The sequence below is a fragment of the Arthrobacter sp. NtRootA1 genome (assembly GCF_019976975.1).
Lineage (GTDB): Bacteria > Actinomycetota > Actinomycetes > Actinomycetales > Micrococcaceae > Arthrobacter > Arthrobacter aromaticivorans.
In genome coordinates, this window is the sequence record NZ_AP024630.1 from 4013471 (window position 1) to 4034422 (window position 20952).

Here is a 20952-nt window from a genome sequence, read left to right on the forward strand (position 1 = left end):
GGCAAGGCGGCCGGCCGCTTCCGAACCGCAAAGCAGGCGGAACGGGAGCGAAATCTTGGAATCAGCTAGATCTTGGTGACCTGGTTGAATGCGAGCGTAACCGGGGTTTCGCGCTCGAAGATCGAGACCAGGACCACGAGCGTCTGGGACTCGGGCTTGATCTCGGAGATCGTTGCCGGAAGGGTCTCGAACGGGCCTTCCTTGACGATGACGGACTCGCCGACCTCGAAGTCGACGGCCACGGGAGCCTGGTTCTGCTTGTTGACCGGCTTGCCCTTCTCGGCCTGCTCTTCTTCGAAGACCGGGGCGAGCATGGAGAAGACCTCGTCAAGGCGCAGCGGGACCGGGTTGTGGGCGTTGCCCACGAAGCCAGTGACGCCAGGGGTGTGGCGAACGGCGCCCCAGGAAGCGTCGGTCAGGTCCATGCGGACCAGGACGTAACCGGGGATGCGGACGCGGTTGATCACCTTGCGCTGCGCGTTCTTGATCTCGACGACTTCTTCCATCGGGACCTGGATTTCGAAGATGTAGTCTTCCATGTCCAGAGTCTGGATGCGGGTCTCAAGGTTGGCCTTCACGCGGTTTTCGTAACCGGCGTAGGAGTGGATGACGTACCAGTCACCCTCCTGGCGGCGCAGCTTGGCCTTGAATTCCTCAGCCGGATCCGCGGGCGCTGCAGCAGCAGCCGCTTCCAGCGAGACATCCGCAGCATCCTCGTCTGACTCGTCATCAGACTCAGCGTCTACGTCAGACTCGAAATCCTCTTCGGAATCATCGACGTCGGCAGATTCGGGCGCAGCAGAGTCAGCCTCCGACTCTTCCGCAACCTCAGCCGCGGCGTCGTCCGTGCTTTCAGCGGGCCCATCCAGCTCAGCCTCGTTTACCTCAAGCTCCTGCTCAGACACTTGGTCTCCTGCTTCCTCATTGCCTAACATGCCTATTTAAATGGCTCAATTCCGCAAACCCCACAAAATTCCTAAAGTATCAAGGAATTTCGTACGGTTTACGGACAGATCCGCTTAGCGGTCCGTAGCACCTGATCCACCGAAGACCCAGCTCACTCCCGTGCCGAAGGCAAGGTCCAGCAGGGTGACGATGAGCATCATGATGGCTACGAACACCAGCACCACGACCGTGTAATTGATCAGTTCCTTGCGGGTCGGTGCGACGACCTTCTTCAGTTCGCCGATGACCTGGCGGATGAAGAGTGCAATTCGGGCAAAGAAGCCGGCATCGGCTTTCTTGGCAGGACGGCCCTTTGAGCTGCTAGCAGCCGTTTCGGTCACCTGGTCCTCACTCACCTTGCAAAGTCGTTTGACCCGGCTCTGATCAGAGCCATGGTTGCTGCGCTTGCCCCGGCGTTTCCGCCGGAACAGCTTGCGCAGGGCAGACAGGACTCGAACCTGCAACCTGCGGTTTTGGAGACCGCTGCGCTACCAATTGCGCCACTACCCTATGGATCGAATCCATGTTTCAGGCCGCACTTCAGCCTGTGGTGCTTTTCAACACCGGTGAACCAGTCTACGCAAGAACTTCGCGTTAGTCGAACCGGACTAATTCCGGGCCTTCCGGCCGCTTATAAATCAATGTGAGCATCATTATCAGTCACATTGTCCAGCAGGCGCCCGGGAGCTCCGCAGAACAGCATAAGGTAGTTTACGTCGAATCCCATCATCCAGCCCACGAGCTGCCTGCGAAGAACGGTACATAGATGTCTGCCGGAACACCTGCCGCCCGCATTTCACAACGAATCTCCGCTATTGCCGAGTCCGCCACCCTTGCCGTTGACGCCAAGGCCAAGGCACTGAAGGCCGCGGGGCGCCCCGTGATCGGTTTCGGTGCCGGCGAACCCGATTTCCCCACCCCGGATTACATCGTCAAGGCAGCAATTGAGGCTGCTGCCCAGCCGAAGTACCACCGCTACTCCCCCGCCGCCGGGCTTCCCGAGCTGAAGAAGGCCATCGCCGATAAAACCCTCCGGGACTCCGGCTACAAAGTGGACCCATCGCAGGTCCTGGTGACCAATGGTGGCAAGCAGGCTGTCTACAACACCTTCGCCACGTTGGTTGACCCGGGCGACGAAGTCATCATCCCCACGCCCTTCTGGACCACGTATCCGGAAGCCATCCGTCTCGCAGGGGGCGTTCCGGTGGAGGTATTCGCCGGTCCCGAGCAGGGCTACCTCGTTACCATCGAGCAGTTGGAAGCCGCGCTGACGGACAAGACCAAGATCCTGCTGTTCGTGTCCCCGTCCAACCCGACTGGTGCCGTATACAGCCCGGAGCAGGTTGCGGAGATCGGAAAGTGGGCCGCTTCCAAGGGCCTGTGGGTGGTCACGGATGAAATCTACGAGCACCTGACCTATGACGGCGTGGAGTTCACCTCCATCGCCACCGCTGCCCCGGAGCTTGGCGACAAGGTCGTCATCCTGAACGGCGTGGCCAAGACCTACGCCATGACAGGCTGGCGCGTGGGTTGGATGATCGGCCCGGCCGATGTCATCAAGGCCGCAACCAACCTCCAGTCGCACGCGACGTCCAACGTTTCGAACATCATGCAGGTCGCCGCCGCCGCTGCCCTCACGGGTCCGCTGACCGCCGTCGACGAAATGAAGGTCGCCTTCGACCGCCGCCGCAAGGCAATCGTCGCCGGCCTGAACGCGATTGAGGGCGTGGAATGCCCGACGCCGACCGGCGCCTTCTACGTGTATGCCGACGTCCGCGGACTGCTGGGCAAGGAGTTCGAAACCTCCCACGGCCCCGTGCGCCCGAGCACTTCGGCAGAACTGGCCGCGCTCATCCTGGACGAGGTCGAGGTTGCCATCGTTCCCGGCGAAGCATTCGGCCCCTCCGGTTACGTCCGCCTTTCCTACGCACTGGGCGACGACGACCTCGCCGAGGGTGTCCGCCGGATCCAGGAATTCCTGGGCCGGGCGAAATAGCTCATGGCCCAATAGCGCTTCAGGATTGCCGGCAGCGCTTCAAGGTTGAATGCTCCCGCACCAATGTTTGGTGCGGGAGCATTTCCGTTTAAGCGGCGGGCAGGATATGAGAGAGGATCCGTCCAAAAGCCGGCGGATATGAGAGAACATCCGTTCAAAGGCCGGCGGATGTGCGAGAGGATCAGAGGAGGCGGCGCTCGGCGGCCCACTTGGTGAGTTCGTGGCGGCTGGAGAGCTGCAGTTTCCGCAGCACTGCGGACACGTGCGTCTCCACGGTCTTGATGGAAATGAACAGCTCCTTGGCCACTTCCTTGTAGCTGTATCCGCGCGCGATGAGTCGCATGACTTCCAGCTCACGCGCCGAGAGGCGGTCCAATTCGTCGTCCGCGATGTCCGCCGGTGCCGTACCGAAGGCATCCAGGACGAAGCCAGCCAGCCGGGGTGAGAAGACGGCGTCGCCGTCCGCCACGCGGATCACGGCATCGGAAATACCGGCACCGGAAATCGTCTTGGTGACGTAGCCACGGGCACCAGCCCTGATCACTGCCACGACGTCCTCGGCTGCGTCGGAAACACTCAGGGCCAGGAAGCTGGTGGTGCCCAGCAGCGCCGCGGACCCCGCAATGACCTCGCGCCCTCCGCCACCAAGGCCACCGGGAAGGTGCACGTCCAGCAGGACAACCTCAGGCCGGGTTTCCGCAATGACAGCAATGGCCTCCTCAACCGTGCCCGCCTCGCCCACGACGTCCATGCGGTGATCGAGATCCGCCTTCAGCCCGGAACGGAAGATCGTGTGGTCATCGACGATCACCACTCGTACACTGCGCGGCTCACCGCTGTGGGAGGAGTTGTTCATTGCCGTGGTTCTCCATTCCGTACTTCGCCGCTGGGCACATCTCCAGTGCGTGTATCGCTACCGTCGGCGTTTATCGAGGGGAGGGCCAGCCGGACTTCGGTTCCGTCCTTGCTGCTGTTGATGGTTGCCGTGCCTCCGTGGCGCTTCATGCGGCCGATGATTGATTCTTTGACGCCCAGCCTGTCATCGGGGACAGATTCGAGGTCAAATCCCGGACCGCGGTCCTTGATGAAGACCTCGGTACTTCCTGCGGTGCTCTCCATGTAGACGGATACTGTTCCCCCGCCGTGCCGGGCCGCATTGAGCATGGCTTCCCTGGCTGCCTGGACCAGGGCCTCGTGCCTGTCAGTCATATCTGCGTCGCCCACGGTAACCACCTCCACGGCCTGGCCGTGAGCATCTTCCACTTCGGCGGCTACGGCCTTGATCCGCTCGGCCAGGAGTCCGGCATCCTTGGCGGCATCGGTGAAGAGCCAGGACCGAAGTTCACGTTCCTGGGCCCTCGCCAGCCGGACAACATCCTGCTCCGAGCCTGCCCTGCGCTGGATCAGCGCAAGGGTCTGCAACACCGAATCATGCAGGTGGGCTGCGATCTCTGCGCGCTCGGTTTCCCGTACACGCCCCGCCCGTTCAGTCTCAAGGTCCTTCCAGAATTTCAGTCCCCACGGCAGTAGGACCAGTGCAACGCCGCCCAGGACGGCAACGGACGCCAGGAGCGCCAGCCAGGTCTGCTCCCAGGATCCCGATCCGGACACCATGACCAGGACCCCGGCCACCACCAACGCAAGGCCAGCAGCCAGGCGGACCCAGCCGCCAGCTTGGTCGGCCTTGGTTTTGTCCACCAAACCGGCCCTGCGGGTCTCGTCGAGTTGCATCCATGCGATCGCCGCGCCGCCCAGGATGGCAGCTGCCGGAATCAGCGTTCCCAAGGGCACATCTACGCCGAACTGGCGGACAATCAGGATCACAGCGACAAGAAGCAGGCCGGCTCCGAGCAGGATCTCCTTGCCATAGGGGATTCTTCGCAGGTTGAAGCGCGAGACGGCTAGTGCGGTGCTTCCGGATTCGGCCCAACCGCCGGCTGGAGCCGCCGGGCTGCCTGTAGTTGTCCTGGCAGACGCTGAGCTACCAAGCAGGGGGCTACTAATCGGTGGGCTACCAAACGGTGGACCAAAGCCACCTGTGCCATCGGGTGCCGAAGGGTTGCCACTCACCGCTGGAGAGCCGACCACCGGCGGTGCGGGTCCGGCGTCGGGCGCTCTTGGTACGGACTCCGTTGCCGGCGGAAAGCTGACTGCGGGAGCAATAGGCGACGCCGGCCGGCGGGCATTGCGGCGCGCGCTCTCATCAGCGGTGGGAACCATGGTCCACAGCCAGGCGTAGAAGGCTAGCCCCGCTCCCCCGGCGAAGCATGCGAGAACCATGCCCAGCCGGACGTACTTCACGGGCCAGCCCAAATGGTCGGCCAGTCCGCTGCAGACGCCGGCGATCATGCGGTCGCTGCTGCGGACCAGCGGCGGGCGTTCTACAGCGGTTGTCATGTACCAATCCAAACACGGATCAGGGTTGCCAGGACCGGAAACCAGCGTTCTTCGGGGGGCCCTCAGGGATCATTCAGGGTATCCCCCAGTAGAGGACAGGATGCCCGGGACGGCAGGATCGAAGTATGAACGCGAACAGCATGAACCCAGAGGGATCCGGAACGCCTGGCAATGCCGGCACACCTGATCCTGGCGCCAACGCCAGCACCTCCGCCGGCGCCCCAGGGGAACCGTCTCCCCAGACCGATCCTTCCTCCGGGACCGGTCCCGCTGCACCCCAACCCGGCGGTGCACCCCAGCAGAACTTCTTCGACTGGATCCGCGGCCAGGGCGTCCGCCGTGGGCCGGACCGCTGGATCGGTGGTGTCTGCAGCGGAGTGGCGCACCGGTTCGGCATCGACCCCCTGATTGTTCGGGGCATATTCATCGTCCTTGCGCTCTTTGCCGGCATTGGCGTCCTCCTCTACGGCCTGGCGTGGGCCCTGCTGCCTGAACCTGACGGCCGCATCCACGTTCAGGAGGCAGCCGCCGGGCGTTGGTCCGGTGGCATGACGGGTGCATTGATCACCACGATCATCGGGTTGCCCGGCCTGGGCCGCGGGTTCTGGGGCTGGGGCTGGAACGGCCTTCCTGGCCTGTTGTGGACGCTCTTCTGGGTGGGCGGCGTCATCTACCTCATCTACTACCTGGTACAACGCAACAAGGGACCGAAGACCGGCCAGCCCATGAACCAACAGAACTTTGCGGGCGCTTCTTACGGAACGGCCACCTCCTACGGAGCCCCGCCAGCGTACGGAACGCCAACAGCAACCGGGACAAACGCTGCTACCGGGACCAACAGCGGTGTTCCCGTGTACGGCCCAGGCCAGGCAGGCACCAAACCGCACGGTCCTGGGGCCGGCCCGTACGAGCCTTCAGGCCCGCGACCGCCCTTCGGCCCTACTCCTCCCCAGGGCGGCGAGCCTTTTAGCGGCCAGCCGCACAACGGTGAACCCAAGCCGCCCCGCGCCAGGCGCAGGGGCCCCGGGCCGGCGATAGTTGCAGTCACCGCGGGTGTGGCACTGCTGGTTGGGGGCACCCTGAAAGCGTTGGACGCCGGCAACGTCATCGAGCTCGGCCATTCAGCCAACACCGTGGTGTGGGCCACGGGCGCAGCGGTTCTGGGTCTGGGCATCCTCATCGCGGGGTTGCGCGGACGGACCTCCGGTTTCCTCGGTTTCCTGGCGGTAGTGGCCTTGATCATCGGTGGAATCTTCAATGTTGTCCCACGGAATGGCGATCGCTTCACCTTCCATGACGTGAACTGGGCACCGCTGAGCATCGAGCAGGCCCGACAGGGGGTTGACGTCACTGGCGGCAAGGGCACGGTGAACCTGGACGACCTGGCCCTGACGCCTCCGCTGACCACCGAAATCGTGGTCCCCGTGGACGCCACCTTCAGCAACGTAACCGTCATCATCCCGGACGACGTTCCCGTTGAGGTCAGGGCGGATATGACCTTCGGCAACCTCAACGAACACGGCTCGGACCGCGGCGGCCGCCTCCAGGACGAGCGGACGGTCTACAACGCCGAAAAGCCCGGAGCCAACCTCGTGGTGCAGATCGATGGCACCTTCAGCAACGTGACCATCCAAGAAGGAAACTGACATGAGCACGAACGAGTCAAGCAATGCACGTGAAGCAGCGGAATCCAGCAGTGATGCCAAGAATCCAGTGCCCACCACTCCGCTCACCCAGGAACAGGACAACAATCCAACGGAACCGCTGACAAGGGAAACCCCGGCAAGGGAGCCGCTGGCAGAGGAGCCGGCACCCTCCCCGCAGCCCCAGCCAACACCGCGGCTGCAGCCAACACCCCCGCTCCAGCCAACACCGCGGCTCCAGCCAACCCCGCCGCTCCAGCCAATACCGCTCACGCCACCGCTTGAGCCCAGCTATCGGGTGGAACGGAACATCGACGACGACGAACCGCAGCAGGCGCGGATCGGCACCGTGGTGTGGGGATTGATTGTGATTGCCCTGGCCGCTTTGTTGGTGATCTCCACCCTGGGTTGGGTGGTGCTGGACGGCACCTACGTGCTGATTGGCCTCATGATCGGTGCAGGCGCAGCCTTGGTCATCGGAGGACTCCTCGCCGCCCGCAAGAGTGCTGGCAAACCGAAGAGCCCTGCGAAGTAACTGCCAACACCATCGGGACAGGTACCAACAACGTGACAAAGCAACCACAACAAGGAAGTCTGTAGCCATGGACAAGTTCTTCAGCATCGTCAGGGGCTTCGGCCTGAAGCGTGGACCCCAGCGCTGGTTGGGTGGCGTCTGCGGTGGGATCGCTGCGAAGCTCAGGGTGGACGTCGCATATGTTCGCGTCGCTTTCCTGCTCTTCTGCCTCTTGCCCGGGCCGGCTGCCGTGTTCTATATCCTCGCTTGGCTCATCCTGCCGGACCAGAAGAACAGGATCGCGCTGGAATCGTTCATCAGCCAGCGTTCCCGTTAGGGTCACAACGACCAACAACTTCGACGTCAGCGACACAAAGCGCCCCGCACCTGCGGGGCGCTTTCGTTATTTTCAGGGAGATTTCCAATACCGCACGGCCGGGGTCGAAAGTAACCATTTGTGTCCCACCCCACATCCACGTCTAGAATCGTTGGGAGCTCAGCGTGGCGCTCTACACGTATTCCTCCAAGCCATGAGTGAGCAAACATGAAAATTGGCATTCTTACCAGCGGTGGCGACTGCCCCGGACTCAACGCAGTAATCCGGGGAGCGGTCCTGAAGGGGATCGCAATCCACGGCCAGGAGTTCGTGGGTTTCAAGGACGGCTGGCGCGGCGTTGTGGAAGGTGATGTCATCGACATCCCCCGCACCTTGGTCCGCGGCATCGCCAAGCAGGGCGGCACTATCCTGGGCACCTCGCGTACCAACCCGTTTGAAAATGGTGGTGGCCCGGACGTCATCAAGGCCCACATGGAACGCCTGGGCATTGACGCCATCATCGCAATTGGCGGCGAAGGCACGCTGGCGGCGGCAAAACGACTCACCGATGCCGGACTGAAAATTGTTGGTGTTCCCAAGACCGTGGACAATGACCTCGATGCAACCGACTACACCTTCGGCTTCGATACCGCGGTTGAAATCGCCACCGAAGCAATCGACCGCCTCCGCACCACAGGTGAGTCCCACCACCGCTGCATGATCGCCGAGGTCATGGGCCGCCACGTAGGCTGGATCGCCCTGCACGCCGGTATGGCCGCTGGTGCGCACGCCATCCTTATCCCGGAACAGTCGGTCAGCATCGAGCAGATCACCGAGTGGGTCCAGGAAGCCCACGACCGCGGTCGCGCGCCCCTGGTGGTGGTAGCTGAAGGCTTCGTTCCTGACCACATGGAATCCCCTCACTCCGAACGCGGACTGGACACTTTTGGCCGACCCCGCCTGGGCGGAATCGCGGACCAGCTCGCACCGGAAATCGAAGCACGCACCGGCATAGAGACCCGCGCCACAATTCTTGGCCACATCCAGCGTGGCGGCGTACCAACTGCCTATGACCGCGTTCTGGCGACCCGCCTGGGCATGGCAGCCATCGATTCAGTGGTAGAAGGCCGTTGGGGCACCATGGTGGCCCTGAAGGGGACGGACATCTCCCACGTTGGTTTCGAAGAAGCACTGGGTAAGCTCAAGACCGTTCCCCAGCACCGCTACGACGAAGCGTCGGTGCTGTTCGGCTAGTCGGCTAGGCTGAATCCATGACTCTTGAGCCCACGTCCGCTGCCATTATCCAGCTGGCGTGGGCTCGCCATTTGGGGTTCGACGACGACGCTTTCGCCGCCGCTGCGGCCCGGGTCACCACTTCGGACGTAGACCCAACCGACCCCTCAAACCGCATCACCCTCGCCGACGAATCGGCGCGGGCGGTCGTTTTCCTCCGCCTTTTTGGTGCCTCAGCACTGGTGGGACCCCAGTGGGTCCTCGACGCGGCCGCTGGGATTCCAGACACTGAGCTTGCCCAGCATGTCACGCTGTTGACCCTCACCCGGTCCCACGGTGGACACGGCCTGGGATCCTCGGCCTTGTTCTTTGCCGACGACCTCCCGCTCAATCAACCTTCCGAAGACCTCACGGTCTCACGTGGCAATCCAGAGGCGATCGCGCTGGAAGGGCTGTGCCCGCCGGATGACGTCAACGAAGTGGGCCTGCAAGCCCTCGAGCACCGCTTCACCATCATGCATCCCGAGGAAGAGCAGCCCACTCCCGTGGCGTGCGGGGCCTACTCCGAGTGGGAGGGAATCCTGGCCAACATGGGCGTCCTGGTAGCTCCCCCCTGGCGTCGGCGGGGTCTGGGAACTCTCGCTGCATCGATTGCTGCCCACGAAGCCCTGGCCGCCGGGCTGACACTCCAGTGGAAGGCCGATGTCAGCAACAGCAGCGCGCTCGCGATGGCGCGGAGCTTGGGATTCGCCACTGGCGGACTCCATGCGAGCGTGCTGCTCGGCTGAGCCTAAGCCTTTACTTCCGCCCGGCGTCCTGGCGCGAAGCACCGGCTGCATCGGTGTCCCGGCCATGAGGAGCCTCCTTTGCAGCGGCACCGCCCTTTGCAGCAGCACCGCCCCACCCTTCAACGGACCTCGGCTTGGCAAAGAACATGGCCACCACTGCCCCGACGAGAATCGCACAGGCGGGCAGCACGATCGACTGGCCCATCGCCGTCGAGAATCCTGCATGCAGGGCCTCGGGCAGGGCACCGTTCATGGACGCTTCGTTCGCCGGAGCTCCCGCTGGCGCTGCAGGCAACTCGGCCGCAAGCCGGGCCTGGATCAGGGCGGCAATGGCCGCCGATCCAAGGACTGCCCCGATCTGGCGGGTAGTGTTGAACACGCCCGAACCGGCGCCAGCTTGGCGTGGCTCAAGGTTGCGCGTTGTGGCATTGGATACCGGCCCCCAAATGAAGCCATTGGCAACACCCTGCAGGGCGCTGGGAAGCAGGAACATCCAAATGGGAGTATCCGGACGCAGAAGTGAAGCTGTCCAGAAGAGCGCTCCTGCCATACAAACCAGGCCGAAGGATGCGAACCAGCGCGGGTTGGCACGGTCGATCAGCTTACCCACCACCGGCGCCAGGCCGCCGGAGATCACTGCCATGGGAATCATCAGCAAGGCTGATTGGGTGGGGGTCAAGCCCCGCACAACCTGGTAGTAGAAGATGGTGGGCAGCGGGAACGCCGTCACGGTGAAGCCGACCACCATGATGGTGGTGTTGCCCAGCGAGAAATTGCGGTCCTTGAACAAAGCGAGCGGCAGCAGCGGTTCCCCGCCGCGCCGGCCCAGTAGCCACTGCCAGAGAACAAAGAGAACCAGGACCACGAGCCCTGCGATGATCAAGCCCCACACGGTAACGGCACCGGTTACGGTTCCCCACTTATAGGTTTGGCCTTCCTGGAGGCCGAAGACCAAAAGAAACATGCCGACGGCGGAGAGTACCACGCCCGCGACGTCGAATGAATGGCTGTGCGTAGTCAGCTTCGGGACGAAACGCGTGACCATGACGAAGGCAACAATTCCAATCGGGACGTTGACGAAGAAGATCCACTCCCATCCCAGTCCGTCCACCAGGACCCCGCCCAGAATGGGACCCACGAGTACAGCCATGCCGGCTGTTGCTCCCCAAAGTCCCATGGCGGCACCCCGGCGGTCCGGAGGGAAAATACGGGTGATGACAGCCATGGTCTGGGGCGTCATCATGGCCGCGCCGAGTCCTTGGACCGCGCGGGCGGCGATCAACATGGTGATATCGCCGGAGAGGCCGCACCACAGCGAAGCCAGAGTGAAGACCACCAGGCCGATCAAGTACAGATTCTTCGGCCCAAAACGGTCACCCAACCTGCCGGTGATGAGCAGTGGAACTGCGTACGACAGGAGGTAGGCGCTGGTAACCCAGATGACGGCATTGATGTCCGTATTGAGACCCTCCATGATCCGCGGATTCGCGACCGACACGATAGTGGTGTCGATAAGGATCATGAAGAAGCCTATGACCAGTGACCACAACGCCGGCCACGGCTTAGCTACGTTTTCCAAGGGATTCCTTCGGCTGGTATGAAAGTTCTCTGATCCCGCACCCATTAGTGCGGTTGTCGTAGCTGCCGGGCTTTCTTGGAACCCCCCCGCGCCTTAGCCGAGAAGGGCCAATATTTCCGCCCTGGCAAACATCTTGGCTGCTTCGCGCGCGGTGGGAGTTCCGGCGTCGGGGTCTGCTCCTGCGTCCAGCAGCGCCCGGGCGACGCCCGTGTATCCCTTGAATACGGCCCCGGCAAGGGGGGTCTGACCACGGTCATTGGGGGTATTCACGTCAGCGCCGTGGTGCAGAATCAACTGCACGGTTTCCTCATGCCCATGGTAGGCAGCAAGCATGAGCAGCGAATCTCCGGAAGCGTTGGTGAGCGTGGCGGGTGCACCGGCGTTCAGGTAGCTGCGAAGCATCTCGGTGTCGCCTTCGCGTGCGGCATCGAAGAGCGCATGGGCCAAGGCAACTGCTTCGTCGTCGGCGCCCATATCGGTGCTGGCGGACCCGGTTTCGGGTCCGGTGCTGTGACTTGGTTGGCTCATCGGTGGGGTCCCTTCAGGAATCCGGTTTGGCGCCCGACGACCTGGCCGGCGTCGGAGGCGACGATCACTTCCTGGGCTGCGACATAAGGCTCCTCGCCGTCCATGACTGTCAACGTTTCATCCGCCGGAACGGAGCGCTTGATGACAGCCAAAGCCACGGGGCCCATCTCGAAGTGCTGCGCCACAGATGTCAGAGTACCCACCTTGCGCTCCCCCGCAAATACAACGCTGCCAACGGCCGGAAGCGTGTGCTGTGAGCCGTCCAGTTGCAGGAAGACGAGGCGCCGCGGCGGATGGCCGAGGTTATGAACGCGTGCGATGGTTTCCTGGCCCTTGTAGCAGCCCTTGTTCAGGTGAACGGAAGTACGAATAAGGTCCAGCTCATGCGGAATGGTCTTATCATCGGTCTCCGCCCCCAGGCGTGGCCGCCACGCGGCAATCCGCAGGGCATCGGCCGCCATGGCACCCGCTAGAGGAAGGCCTTCGACCACGGATTCCAACTCTGCCGCCGGGACGAGGTATTCGAACCATGGGCGTTCCAGCCCAGGGTGGGACTCCTCCGGGACGGTGCTGTAGGAATAGCCGCCCGGGCCTACATGCGGCCACGGATCTTCCCAAGCCAAGTAACCGCCGAGCTTCTCCACGGGCTTCGTGGAACCAAGGACAGCCCACTCCCCGGAGACATCCGTGATCTCCACACGCAGCATGAACTTCATCTTGTTCAACCACTCGGCCAACGGCGCCGCTTCCGCGGTTTCGACGATAAGCCAGGTGGTTTCACCGTCGTCAATGACCCGTGCATCGAACTCGATGCGGCCCTGGACGCTGAGCAGCAATAGTTCGCTACCAACCTGCGGCTGGAGATTGGTCACCTGCTGGGAAGACAGCGTGTTGAGCCAGCTGAGGCGGTCCGGTCCGGACACCGTCACCACGCCCCGGTGCGAAAGATCAACGACGGCGGTTCCGGTTGCCAGGGCGCGTTGCTCCCGCAGGGGCTCGCCGTAGTGGGCCGCGACGCCGGCATCCAGGCCAGTGTCTTCAACGGCGCCAGGGCGCGACAACAGGGGGCTCTTGTAAGTCATATGTAGTAGAAGTCCTTGCGGCTCAGTGGTATTCCGAAACTCAGTGGTATTCCGGAACTCGCAGATATTCCGGGGTCAGCGGTATTCCGGGTTCTCGAAATCGAATCGTGTGCCGGCCTTCCATTCCTGCGGAAGGTTGCCATAGGCAGGGATGCCACCTGCATCCCTGAGAAGGCGGGCCATGTGCATCAGGTTCCAGGACATGAACGTGGTGTTCCTGTTAGTAAAATCACTCTCCGGACCACCAGACCCTTCGTCCAGGTAGCTGGGCCCTGGGCCTACTGGGCCAATCCAGCCGGCGTCAGCCTGCGGAGGGATAGTGAAGCCTATGTGTTGGAGGCTGTACAGCACATTCATGGAACAGTGTTTGATGCCGTCTTCGTTGCCGGTGATAAGGCATCCGCCCACCTTCGGGTAGAACGCCCACTGCCCCTTGTCAGTCAGTTCTCCGGAGTGGGCATAAAGCCGCTCGATGAGCTTCTTGGTTTGGGAAGAGTTATCACCCAGCCAGATGGGACCGGCCACCACCACGATGTCGGCCTCGGCGACCATGGGATAGATCTCTGGCCATTCATCGGTTTTCCAGCCGTGCTCGCGCATGTCCGGATAGACACCACTGGCGATATCGTGGTCCACGGTCCGGATGAGGCTGGTGGTGACGCCCTGCTTTTCCATGATGTCGCGGCTGATGCGGATCAGCCCATCGGTGTTGCTGACCTGAGGCGAAGGTTTCAAGGTGCCGTTGAAGAACACGGCCTTGAGGCCCTCGTAGCCTCCCGGCTTGAGGTGGTTATTCACTAGCTGCTCCTTTGCTGGTTGCGTGTGGAACGTTCAGTGAGACCTCGTGCCGGCGTCAGGAAACCCTGTGCAGGAACGCTGATGCGTGTGCTTCCAGCGCCTTGCCGTTGGCGGCAACATCCCAGCGCCAGAGGAGATTGCCATCCACCAGGCCAAAGATCCGTGTTGCGGCGGTGTACTCCTTGGAGTGGCTGCCGCGCATCACCATATCCGTGGTGAGCTGGATCTGCGGCCCCTTGATCTGGCCGTAGTAGAGCTCGGTAATTCCCCCGGGGTGGGCAATTGACACGGAGATATCGAAGCCGCCTTCTTTGTTGCGGCGTTCTTCAACCTCATCGGCGGTCTTGAGCACAGGAACGATGTCCGCCGGGATAAGTCCGGGACCACCGTCGCCTTCCTGGAGTTTGCGCTCCAGGGCCCAGAACCCGGTTTCCACGGTCAGCGGGCGCAACTTTGCGCCAGCGTCGTCGCTGAGCCAGGTCTCGGCCCTGTACTGCAGGTACGGCAAACCGTTATGGGTGAAGGAGACGTGTTGGACGAAATGTTCCGAATCCTCATCACCACTGCCAAGCCGGCCGCGGCCTTCCCACTCACCAATGAGCCAGGAAAGCGGGACGAGTTCAGGCGTCAGGTCTGTTGGAATCTCAATAGGCACAACGACTACCTCTTTTGGACTGCAGGATCAGAAGGCTCTACTTCTGGCCCTTGAAAAGGCGGTAAACAACGAAACCCGCAAACCACGCCATGGCAATGCTTGCCAGGCCAAGGAGAACGAGGAAGAAGATTTCAAATGCGAGTACAGACATGATGCAATCCTAACCGTTAGTAGATGAGTAGTTTGTCTATGAAGTAGGCCAAGGCTCCCACGGCCCAAACTGGCGCGACACCCATTCCCAGTGCTGCGGGAATATTGAGCCGCCCGCGCCTGAGAGTAGTCATCCGCCGGAAGCAAACCAGAACCGATCCGACCACCATGCCCACCAAGGCAGCAGGCAGGACGGCGATGTCGGAAAAAACAAGTCCGGCCAAGGGGCCCATGAGGCCGGCCATGACGATGCCAAGGGGAGCCACAATCCGGTCCGGCCATCGAATGATGCCTACCAGGAGTGCAACTGCGGCGCTCAACCCGGCAACCAGGACCATTTCCTTGACACCGTTGAACCGGGCGCCGGCAATCCATCCGGCACCGAGGCAATTCAAGAGGACGCCAGCGCAACAGCCGAGCGTGGATTCCAGGCGCTGTGCCTGCCCCGTTCCCCGCACGAGCTGGATGATGAACACCGCCATTACCCCCAAGGCAATAAAGGCGGGGGTACCATCCAGGAATCCAGGAGCCGGCATGTAAGCTGCCGTGACTGCCGAGCCGGCGCCGGCCAAGGCAATGACGGAGGCCAGGGTTTTCTTCGCCGGGACTGCAAGGAAATGCGGCCAACCAAGCCCCACGGCCGCGGACGCCACGATGCCAACGCCCACCATGGCTTCCCGGGAAACGAAGGTGCTGGCCACGATGGCTGCGAGCGCCACGAGTCCGAATACCCCGATGCTCCAAGACTTCACTGTGTGCCCGACCTCAATTCGATGCGCCTTACGACCTCTCGACAATCCTGCCTTATGGCGGGCAAATATGTCGTAATTCCGGTGGCAGCCCGTCACGAATCCCTGACTGGCGGGGCTCGGGTGGGTATACTCGGACTTCAACGGCGCACACTGTTTGCCTTGATCCCGTTACAACGGGCAAAGGTTTGCCAGCTGCCGTGACCGGCCGGTGAAACTCCGGTTTCGACGCCCGATGATGCGCGTAAAGCCCATTGGAGGAACTATGTCGCACATCCTGCTCCTGACGAACAGCACCGGCTCTTCGGTGGACATTCTGCCTGCCCTTGAGCTGCTCAACCACCGTGTTCACATTCTCCCGGCAGAACCGACCGCGCTGCTCGAAACCGATCCCACGGATATCGTCTTCCTGGACGCCCGCAAGGACTTGGTGGGGGCACGCTCCCTAACGCAGTTGCTGAAGGCCACCGGACTCAGCGCCCCGCTCATGCTGATTCTTACCGAGGGCGGCATGGCAGCCGTTTCTTCTGCGTGGTCAGTGGATGACATCGTGCTGGACTCTGCAGGCCCTGCTGAGGTCGAAGCCAGAATCCGCCTGGCCATGGCCCGGGCTGTACCAGGCGAAGAGGAGACCCAGACGGAGATCCGCGCCGCCGGCGTCGTTATCGACGAAGCGAGCTACACCGCCCGGGTCAGCGGCCAACCCCTGAACCTGACGTTCAAGGAATTCGAGCTCCTCAAGTACCTCGCCCAGCACCCCGGACGCGTGTTTACCCGTCAGCAGCTGTTGACTGAAGTCTGGGGCTACGACTATTACGGTGGCACCCGGACTGTAGACGTGCACATCCGACGCCTTCGCGCCAAGCTCGGTGTTGACCACGAGAACCTCATCAGCACAGTCCGCAACGTCGGTTATCGCCTGACGTTGGTCAGGCTCCCGGATGACGAACTCTCGGAAGCGTAAGGCTTCCACTTCAGAGACAAACGAAGAGGCCAGGATTCACAAGAATCCTGGCCTCTTCTTCTTTTCGTGGAGGACATACGGGTCGAACGTATCGAGGCCACCCCACTGGTGGATCCCCCCTGTGTTGACTTCACGGTGAGCTACAGAACCCCGCCGCAAAGCCGAACGAGATAACGAGCCTACAGCCGATTCAAGGGGACTTCAAATTACAGTGCTTGCCCCGGACGTATAGCCTTGCATCATGAGTCACGCGCACCCCGAGAACTGGCCAGTACTGCTCGTCACCGGCGCCCTCGATCCCGAACTCCTCAAGGACTTCAGGACCCTCGCAGCGGCCGCCGAGGAATCCGACGGCAACCCTCCCTTGTCTGAACAGACACTGGTCATGTTGCGGGGCGTCGATGCGGGCGATCACTCCGTCCTGTCGCTTGCCCTTTATGCCCCTGATGAGGATTCGGATCCGGCGACCGGAGAAGATCTGGCGGGAATCGCCGTCGTCGTTGAAGCGCCGGGCCCATCAGGAACAACGGGTGTCCTCGAATTGGCGGTCCACCCCGCCTACCGCAACCAAGGCGTAGCGGGCCGCCTGCTGGAAGCGCTGGAAGGCAAACGCGGTTTTGACGGCTTGAGTGCCTGGTCCCACGGCAATCACGAGGCCGCGGCGGTGCTGGCCACTCGTTTTGGCTACGGTCCCGTGCGGGAACTGTGGAAGATGCGGCTGATGACCTCCACGTCCGCACTGCCCGACGTTGGCCTTCCGGACGGGGTCTCATTACGTGCCTTCGTGCCGGGACAGGACGAGGACGCTTGGTTGGCAGCTAACCGCGCGGCCTTCTCGCATCATCCCGAGCAGGGCTCGATGACGCGCGCCGACCTTGAGGCCCGCAAGGCCGAAGATTGGTTTGATCCGGCCGGCTTCCTCCTGGCCGTTAATGATGCCGGCGAACTACTGGGGTTCCACTGGACCAAGGTTCACCCGCGGCAGGGACCCCATCCCGCGATCGGCGAGGTTTACGTAGTGGGTGTGACGCCCGAGGCGCAGGGCCTGGGCTTGGGCAAGGCACTCACCGTGGCCGGAATCAGGCATCTGCAGGACAAGGACCTGCACGCCGTCATGCTTTACGTCGACGCCGACAACCAGGCCGCCGTATCCCTATACCAGAAGCTTGGCTTTATCCGCTGGGACACCGATGTGATGTATGGACCTTTAACCAAGAATTAACGTCAGCATCCCGCCGCAAGGAAAGCCCGGGACTTCTTGGATTCGGGCACTGGAATTGCTTGTAATGTGGGAGGAAACCCAGTCCTGAGCTTAGGAGAACCCCCATGCAGCCGGACCCCGTCGGCACCGCCGGATCCACTTCGAAGGGCGCCACGCTGCCCCCACGCTTCGGATCATCGGAAGTTCCGGCTTCACGAGCCACCCAGGACCGCATTGACATCCCGGAATTTGCGCCGAGCCTGGAACCCGAAGGCGACATCACGCCGGACCGTTTCCTGGACCGTGAGCTCAGCTGGCTGGCGTTCAACTCCCGCGTTCTGGAACTCGCAGAGGATCCGGACCTCTTCCTCCTGGAACGCGTGAATTTCCTGTCGATCTTTGCCTCCAACCTCGATGAGTTCTTCATGGTCCGCGTTGCAGGTTTGAAGCGGCGCATTGCAACCGGACTGGCTGTTCCCTCCCCTGCAGGCTTGAGCCCGATCGAGGTGCTGGAGCAGATCGGTGAGGAGGCGCACAAGCTCCAGGAACGCCATGCACGTGTTTTCGCCGAACAGATCCGTCCTGCCCTGGCCTACGAGCACATCCACATCATGCACTGGAATGAATTGGATGAAGATGCCCGTCACCGGATCAGCATCATGTTCCAGGAGAAGGTCTTCCCGATCCTGACGCCGCTGGCCGTGGATCCTGCGCACCCCTTCCCCTACATTTCCGGCCTCTCACTGAACCTTGCGGTGATTGTCAGCAATCCGATCAGCGACAAGGAACTCTTCGCCCGTGTGAAGGTTCCGGACCAGCTGCCGCGCCTGATCTCCGTGGATGGCCCCCGTGCAGGTGCCATTCCAGGCCGTGTTGCCCGCTTCATTGCGTTGGAAGAAGTCATCGCAGTCCACCTGGACAAGCTCTTCCCCGGCATGGAAGTCCTGGAGCACCACACCTTCCGCGTCACCCGCAACGAGGACCTTGAGGTAGAAGAAGACGACGCCGAGAACCTCCTCCAGGCCTTGGAGAAGGAACTCCTTCGCCGCCGCTTCGGTCCTCCTGTGCGTCTGGAAGTCACCACGGACATCAACCCGAACATCAAAGCGCTGCTCATCCGGGAACTCGGCGTTGAAGAGTCCGAGGTCTACTCCGTTCCGGCACCCCTGGATCTCCGTGGTCTCTCTGCGATCAGCGCCATTGACCGCCCCGATCTCCACTACCCCAAGCATGTCCCGCACACGTCCAGGTATCTCAACGAATCCGAAACGTCCAAGGCGGCCAACGTATTTGCCGCCATGCGCCGCCGGGACATCCTGCTCCACCACCCGTACGACTCGTTCTCCACCTCCGTTCAGGCCTTCCTGGAGCAGGCTGCCGCGGACCCCAAAGTCCAGGCCATTAAACAGACCCTGTACAGGACGTCCGGCGACTCCCCCATCGTTGACGCGTTGATCGATGCGGCCGAGGCCGGCAAACAGGTCCTTGCCTTGGTGGAGATCAAGGCCCGCTTTGATGAGCAGGCAAACATCTCCTGGGCCCGGAAGCTGGAACAGGCAGGCGTGCACGTTGTGTACGGCATTGTGGGCCTGAAGACCCACTGCAAGTTGTCCCTGGTGGTTCGGCAGGAAGTGGACGGCCTGCGCCGCTACTGCCACATTGGTACCGGCAACTACCACCCTCGGACCGCCCGCTACTATGAGGACCTCGGCTTGCTTACGGCGAACGAGCAAGTGGGCGAAGACCTGTCCAAGCTCTTCAACCAGCTCTCCGGTTACGCGCCGAAGTCCACGTTCAAACGCCTGCTCGTAGCGCCGCGTTCCGTGCGTGCCGGCCTGATCGAAAGAATCGAAGCGGAAATCCGCAACGCCCGCGCCGGCGTTCCTGCCCGCGTCCAGATCAAGGTCAATTCCATGGTGGACGAAGCCATCATCGACGCCCTCTACCGCGCCTCACAGGCCGGTGTGAAGGTGGACGTGGTGGTCCGTGGCATCTGCTCCCTCCGGCCGGGCGTACCGGGCCTGAGCGAAAACATCACGGTCCGCTCCATCCTCGGCCGGTTCCTGGAGCACTCCCGCGTCTTTGCTTTTGCAAACGGTGGAGATCCTGTGGTCTACATCGGATCCGCAGACATGATGCACCGCAACCTGGACCGGCGTGTTGAGGCGCTCGTCCAGTTGGCCAGCAAGGAAGACACCGCGACGGTCGTGGACCTCATGAACCGTTACGTAGACGACGGAACCGCGAGTTGGCACTTGGACAACCAAGGTCATTGGACCAGGCACCACCTTGACGAGGACGGAAAGCCTCTGTTGGACATGCAGTCTTGGCTCCTTGCATCCCGGTCACGCCAGCGGGCTGCGGCCCGGCGGTAAGGGAACGAGTTGAAAAGCGATACCCCCGTGGCGGATCAAACGGACCACCCCGGTGAACGGGTGGCCGTTGTTGCGGCCGGTGCCATTCCTTGGCGCGTTCAGAAGGGCGCCCTTGAGGTGCTCCTGATCCACAGGCCCCGCTACGACGATTGGTCCTGGCCCAAAGGAAAGCTCGACGACGGCGAAACAGTTCCGCAGTGTGCCGTCCGTGAAGTGCATGAAGAGATCGGCCTCAATAGTTGGCTCGGCTTGCCCTTGCCGCCCATTCATTACCACGTCAGTGCCGGCCTGAAAGTTGTGCACTACTGGGCCATGCGGGTCAACGGCGAACAGCTCAGGCCCGACGGCAAGGAAGTAGACAGCGTCATGTGGTGCAGCCCGGACAGGGCTGCATCCTTCCTCAGCAACCCCACGGATGTGGAGCCCCTCGAGTACCTCGAGAAGGCTCATATCCGGGGCGAACTCGATACGTGGCCGCTCGTACTGATCCGCCATGCAAAGGCAAAGCCCAGGTCCTCATGGACCAAGGCTGAGGGCGAGCGTCCGCTGGCCGCCAGCGGACAACGCCAGGCTGCTGCCGTCCGGCGCCTGTTGGAAGTGTGGAAGCCGCAACGGATAGTTACCAGCCCGTGGACCCGTTGCGTAGCAACCATTGCCCCCTATGCGAAGGCAAGTGGAGCGAAGGTAAAGCTGGTTGAAGCCCTCACCGAGCACAACCACAACCGGTCACCAAAGAAAACGGCGGCTACAGTGGAGGCCCTGTTCGATAAGCAGGTGCCAATCGCTGTGTGCACCCATCGCCCGGCGTTGCCCACCGTGCTGAACCAACTGGGCCAGCACATGTCGGCCGCCTTGCGGGGCTTGCTGCCAACGTCCGATCCGTTCCTTTCTCCGGGCGAGGTCATCGTCTGCCAGGTGGCGCGTGGCTCTGAACGGAAGATTGTGTCCGTGGAACAGGTCAAACCTTTCGACGACTAGTGGCGACGCTCCCGGCGGCGATCCGGGGATCTGCCGCGGGGAGCGTCACGCGCGCCTACAA

The 20952-nt window shown here is 62.3% G+C and carries 20 protein-coding genes and 1 tRNA gene; 10 read left to right on the forward strand and 11 right to left on the reverse strand.

All coding sequences use genetic code 11. The features are described 5' to 3' along the window. Positions 1–65: 65 nt before the first annotated feature. The 3 genes from nusG to LDN90_RS18250 all read right to left on the reverse strand — a co-directional run bounded on the left by nusG (position 66) and on the right by LDN90_RS18250 (position 1455). Positions 66–905: a transcription termination/antitermination protein NusG gene (nusG, locus tag LDN90_RS18240; protein WP_223946567.1), complete on the reverse strand. Its 840-nt coding sequence runs from the start codon at positions 903–905 to the stop codon at positions 66–68. 114 nt (positions 906–1019) lie between these two features. After that, positions 1020–1301 (reverse strand): preprotein translocase subunit SecE, encoded by a 282-nt coding sequence (gene secE, locus LDN90_RS18245; protein ID WP_216925074.1) that lies wholly within the window; start codon positions 1299–1301, stop codon positions 1020–1022. Between the two features lie 81 nt (positions 1302–1382). Then, positions 1383–1455 (reverse strand) — tRNA-Trp (locus LDN90_RS18250). 256 nt (positions 1456–1711) lie between these two features. Here LDN90_RS18250 and LDN90_RS18255 point away from each other — a divergent pair. After that, on the forward strand, positions 1712–2941 hold the full coding sequence (locus LDN90_RS18255; protein WP_216925073.1) for a pyridoxal phosphate-dependent aminotransferase: 1230 nt from the start codon (positions 1712–1714) through the stop codon (positions 2939–2941). Between the two features lie 181 nt (positions 2942–3122). On the opposite strand, the gene LDN90_RS18260 is transcribed toward LDN90_RS18255, so the two are convergent. Together LDN90_RS18260 and LDN90_RS18265 are read right to left on the reverse strand one after the other, a co-directional pair. Further along, a complete protein-coding gene (locus LDN90_RS18260; protein ID WP_216925072.1) occupies positions 3123–3797 on the reverse strand; it encodes a response regulator transcription factor in 675 nt (224 codons plus the stop codon). Beyond that, positions 3794–5338 (reverse strand): ATP-binding protein, encoded by a 1545-nt coding sequence (locus tag LDN90_RS18265; protein WP_223946568.1) that lies wholly within the window; start codon positions 5336–5338, stop codon positions 3794–3796. The genes LDN90_RS18260 and LDN90_RS18265 overlap by 4 nt, the downstream gene beginning before the upstream one ends. Before the next feature lie 125 nt (positions 5339–5463). On the opposite strand from LDN90_RS18265, the gene LDN90_RS18270 reads away from it, so the two are divergent. The 5 genes from LDN90_RS18270 (at position 5464) to LDN90_RS18290 (ending at position 9832) form a co-directional block, all read left to right on the forward strand. Then, positions 5464–6984: a PspC domain-containing protein gene (locus LDN90_RS18270; RefSeq protein ID WP_223946569.1), complete on the forward strand. Its 1521-nt coding sequence runs from the start codon at positions 5464–5466 to the stop codon at positions 6982–6984. Positions 6985–7279: 295 nt separating this feature from the next. Beyond that, positions 7280–7516 (forward strand): hypothetical protein, encoded by a 237-nt coding sequence (locus LDN90_RS18275; protein WP_223949329.1) that lies wholly within the window; start codon positions 7280–7282, stop codon positions 7514–7516. 67 nt (positions 7517–7583) lie between these two features. Beyond that, a complete protein-coding gene (locus LDN90_RS18280) occupies positions 7584–7832 on the forward strand; it encodes a PspC domain-containing protein (RefSeq protein WP_216925069.1) in 249 nt (82 codons plus the stop codon). Positions 7833–8039: 207 nt separating this feature from the next. Next, on the forward strand, positions 8040–9065 hold the full coding sequence (locus tag LDN90_RS18285; protein WP_216925068.1) for an ATP-dependent 6-phosphofructokinase: 1026 nt from the start codon (positions 8040–8042) through the stop codon (positions 9063–9065). 17 nt (positions 9066–9082) lie between these two features. Beyond that, the gene (locus tag LDN90_RS18290; RefSeq protein ID WP_223946570.1) at positions 9083–9832 is read left to right on the forward strand and encodes a GNAT family N-acetyltransferase; all 750 of its coding nucleotides are present in this window, start codon (positions 9083–9085) and stop codon (positions 9830–9832) included. Positions 9833–9842: 10 nt separating this feature from the next. Here the strand turns inward: LDN90_RS18290 and LDN90_RS18295 are convergent, their stop codons facing one another. The 6 genes from LDN90_RS18295 to LDN90_RS18320 form a co-directional block, all read right to left on the reverse strand. After that, entirely contained in the window at positions 9843–11411 is a 1569-nt protein-coding gene (locus LDN90_RS18295; protein WP_223946571.1) for a DHA2 family efflux MFS transporter permease subunit, read from the reverse strand. Positions 11412–11504: 93 nt separating this feature from the next. Next, positions 11505–11885, reverse strand: coding sequence for an ankyrin repeat domain-containing protein (locus LDN90_RS18300; RefSeq protein WP_216925197.1), 381 nt, complete (start codon positions 11883–11885; stop codon positions 11505–11507). A 50-nt stretch (positions 11886–11935) separates the two neighbouring features. Further along, on the reverse strand, positions 11936–13021 hold the full coding sequence (locus LDN90_RS18305) for a folate-binding protein (protein ID WP_223946572.1): 1086 nt from the start codon (positions 13019–13021) through the stop codon (positions 11936–11938). A 75-nt stretch (positions 13022–13096) separates the two neighbouring features. Next, on the reverse strand, positions 13097–13819 hold the full coding sequence (locus LDN90_RS18310) for a flavodoxin family protein (protein WP_216925064.1): 723 nt from the start codon (positions 13817–13819) through the stop codon (positions 13097–13099). A 55-nt stretch (positions 13820–13874) separates the two neighbouring features. Next, the gene (locus tag LDN90_RS18315; protein WP_216925063.1) at positions 13875–14474 is read right to left on the reverse strand and encodes an FABP family protein; all 600 of its coding nucleotides are present in this window, start codon (positions 14472–14474) and stop codon (positions 13875–13877) included. 167 nt (positions 14475–14641) lie between these two features. Then, positions 14642–15376, reverse strand: a complete 735-nt coding sequence (locus tag LDN90_RS18320) for a permease (RefSeq protein WP_216925062.1) — start codon at positions 15374–15376, stop codon at positions 14642–14644. Positions 15377–15638: 262 nt separating this feature from the next. Here LDN90_RS18320 and LDN90_RS18325 point away from each other — a divergent pair, with 262 nt between their 5' ends. From LDN90_RS18325 to LDN90_RS18340, 4 genes are all read left to right on the forward strand, one after another. After that, the gene (locus tag LDN90_RS18325) at positions 15639–16337 is read left to right on the forward strand and encodes a response regulator transcription factor (RefSeq protein ID WP_216925061.1); all 699 of its coding nucleotides are present in this window, start codon (positions 15639–15641) and stop codon (positions 16335–16337) included. 241 nt (positions 16338–16578) lie between these two features. Then, positions 16579–17559 (forward strand): mycothiol synthase, encoded by a 981-nt coding sequence (gene mshD, locus LDN90_RS18330; protein ID WP_223946573.1) that lies wholly within the window; start codon positions 16579–16581, stop codon positions 17557–17559. 104 nt (positions 17560–17663) lie between these two features. After that, entirely contained in the window at positions 17664–19913 is a 2250-nt protein-coding gene (locus LDN90_RS18335) for an RNA degradosome polyphosphate kinase (RefSeq protein WP_223946574.1), read from the forward strand. Between the two features lie 9 nt (positions 19914–19922). Further along, entirely contained in the window at positions 19923–20891 is a 969-nt protein-coding gene (locus LDN90_RS18340; protein WP_216925058.1) for an NUDIX hydrolase, read from the forward strand. Positions 20892–20952 lie beyond the last annotated feature (61 nt).

Coding starts and splice junctions, on each gene's coding strand:
- LDN90_RS18255 (WP_216925073.1), top strand. CDS start 1,712: ATGTCTGCCGGAACACCTGCCGCCCGCATTTCACAACGAATCTCCGCT.
- LDN90_RS18260 (WP_216925072.1), bottom strand. CDS start 3,797: ATGAACAACTCCTCCCACAGCGGTGAGCCGCGCAGTGTACGAGTGGTG.
- LDN90_RS18265 (WP_223946568.1), bottom strand. CDS start 5,338: ATGACAACCGCTGTAGAACGCCCGCCGCTGGTCCGCAGCAGCGACCGC.
- LDN90_RS18270 (WP_223946569.1), top strand. CDS start 5,464: ATGAACGCGAACAGCATGAACCCAGAGGGATCCGGAACGCCTGGCAAT.
- LDN90_RS18280 (WP_216925069.1), top strand. CDS start 7,584: ATGGACAAGTTCTTCAGCATCGTCAGGGGCTTCGGCCTGAAGCGTGGA.
- LDN90_RS18285 (WP_216925068.1), top strand. CDS start 8,040: ATGAAAATTGGCATTCTTACCAGCGGTGGCGACTGCCCCGGACTCAAC.
- LDN90_RS18290 (WP_223946570.1), top strand. CDS start 9,083: ATGACTCTTGAGCCCACGTCCGCTGCCATTATCCAGCTGGCGTGGGCT.
- LDN90_RS18300 (WP_216925197.1), bottom strand. CDS start 11,885: ATGGGCGCCGACGACGAAGCAGTTGCCTTGGCCCATGCGCTCTTCGAT.
- LDN90_RS18305 (WP_223946572.1), bottom strand. CDS start 13,021: ATGACTTACAAGAGCCCCCTGTTGTCGCGCCCTGGCGCCGTTGAAGAC.
- LDN90_RS18325 (WP_216925061.1), top strand. CDS start 15,639: ATGTCGCACATCCTGCTCCTGACGAACAGCACCGGCTCTTCGGTGGAC.
- mshD (WP_223946573.1), top strand. CDS start 16,579: ATGAGTCACGCGCACCCCGAGAACTGGCCAGTACTGCTCGTCACCGGC.
- LDN90_RS18335 (WP_223946574.1), top strand. CDS start 17,664: ATGCAGCCGGACCCCGTCGGCACCGCCGGATCCACTTCGAAGGGCGCC.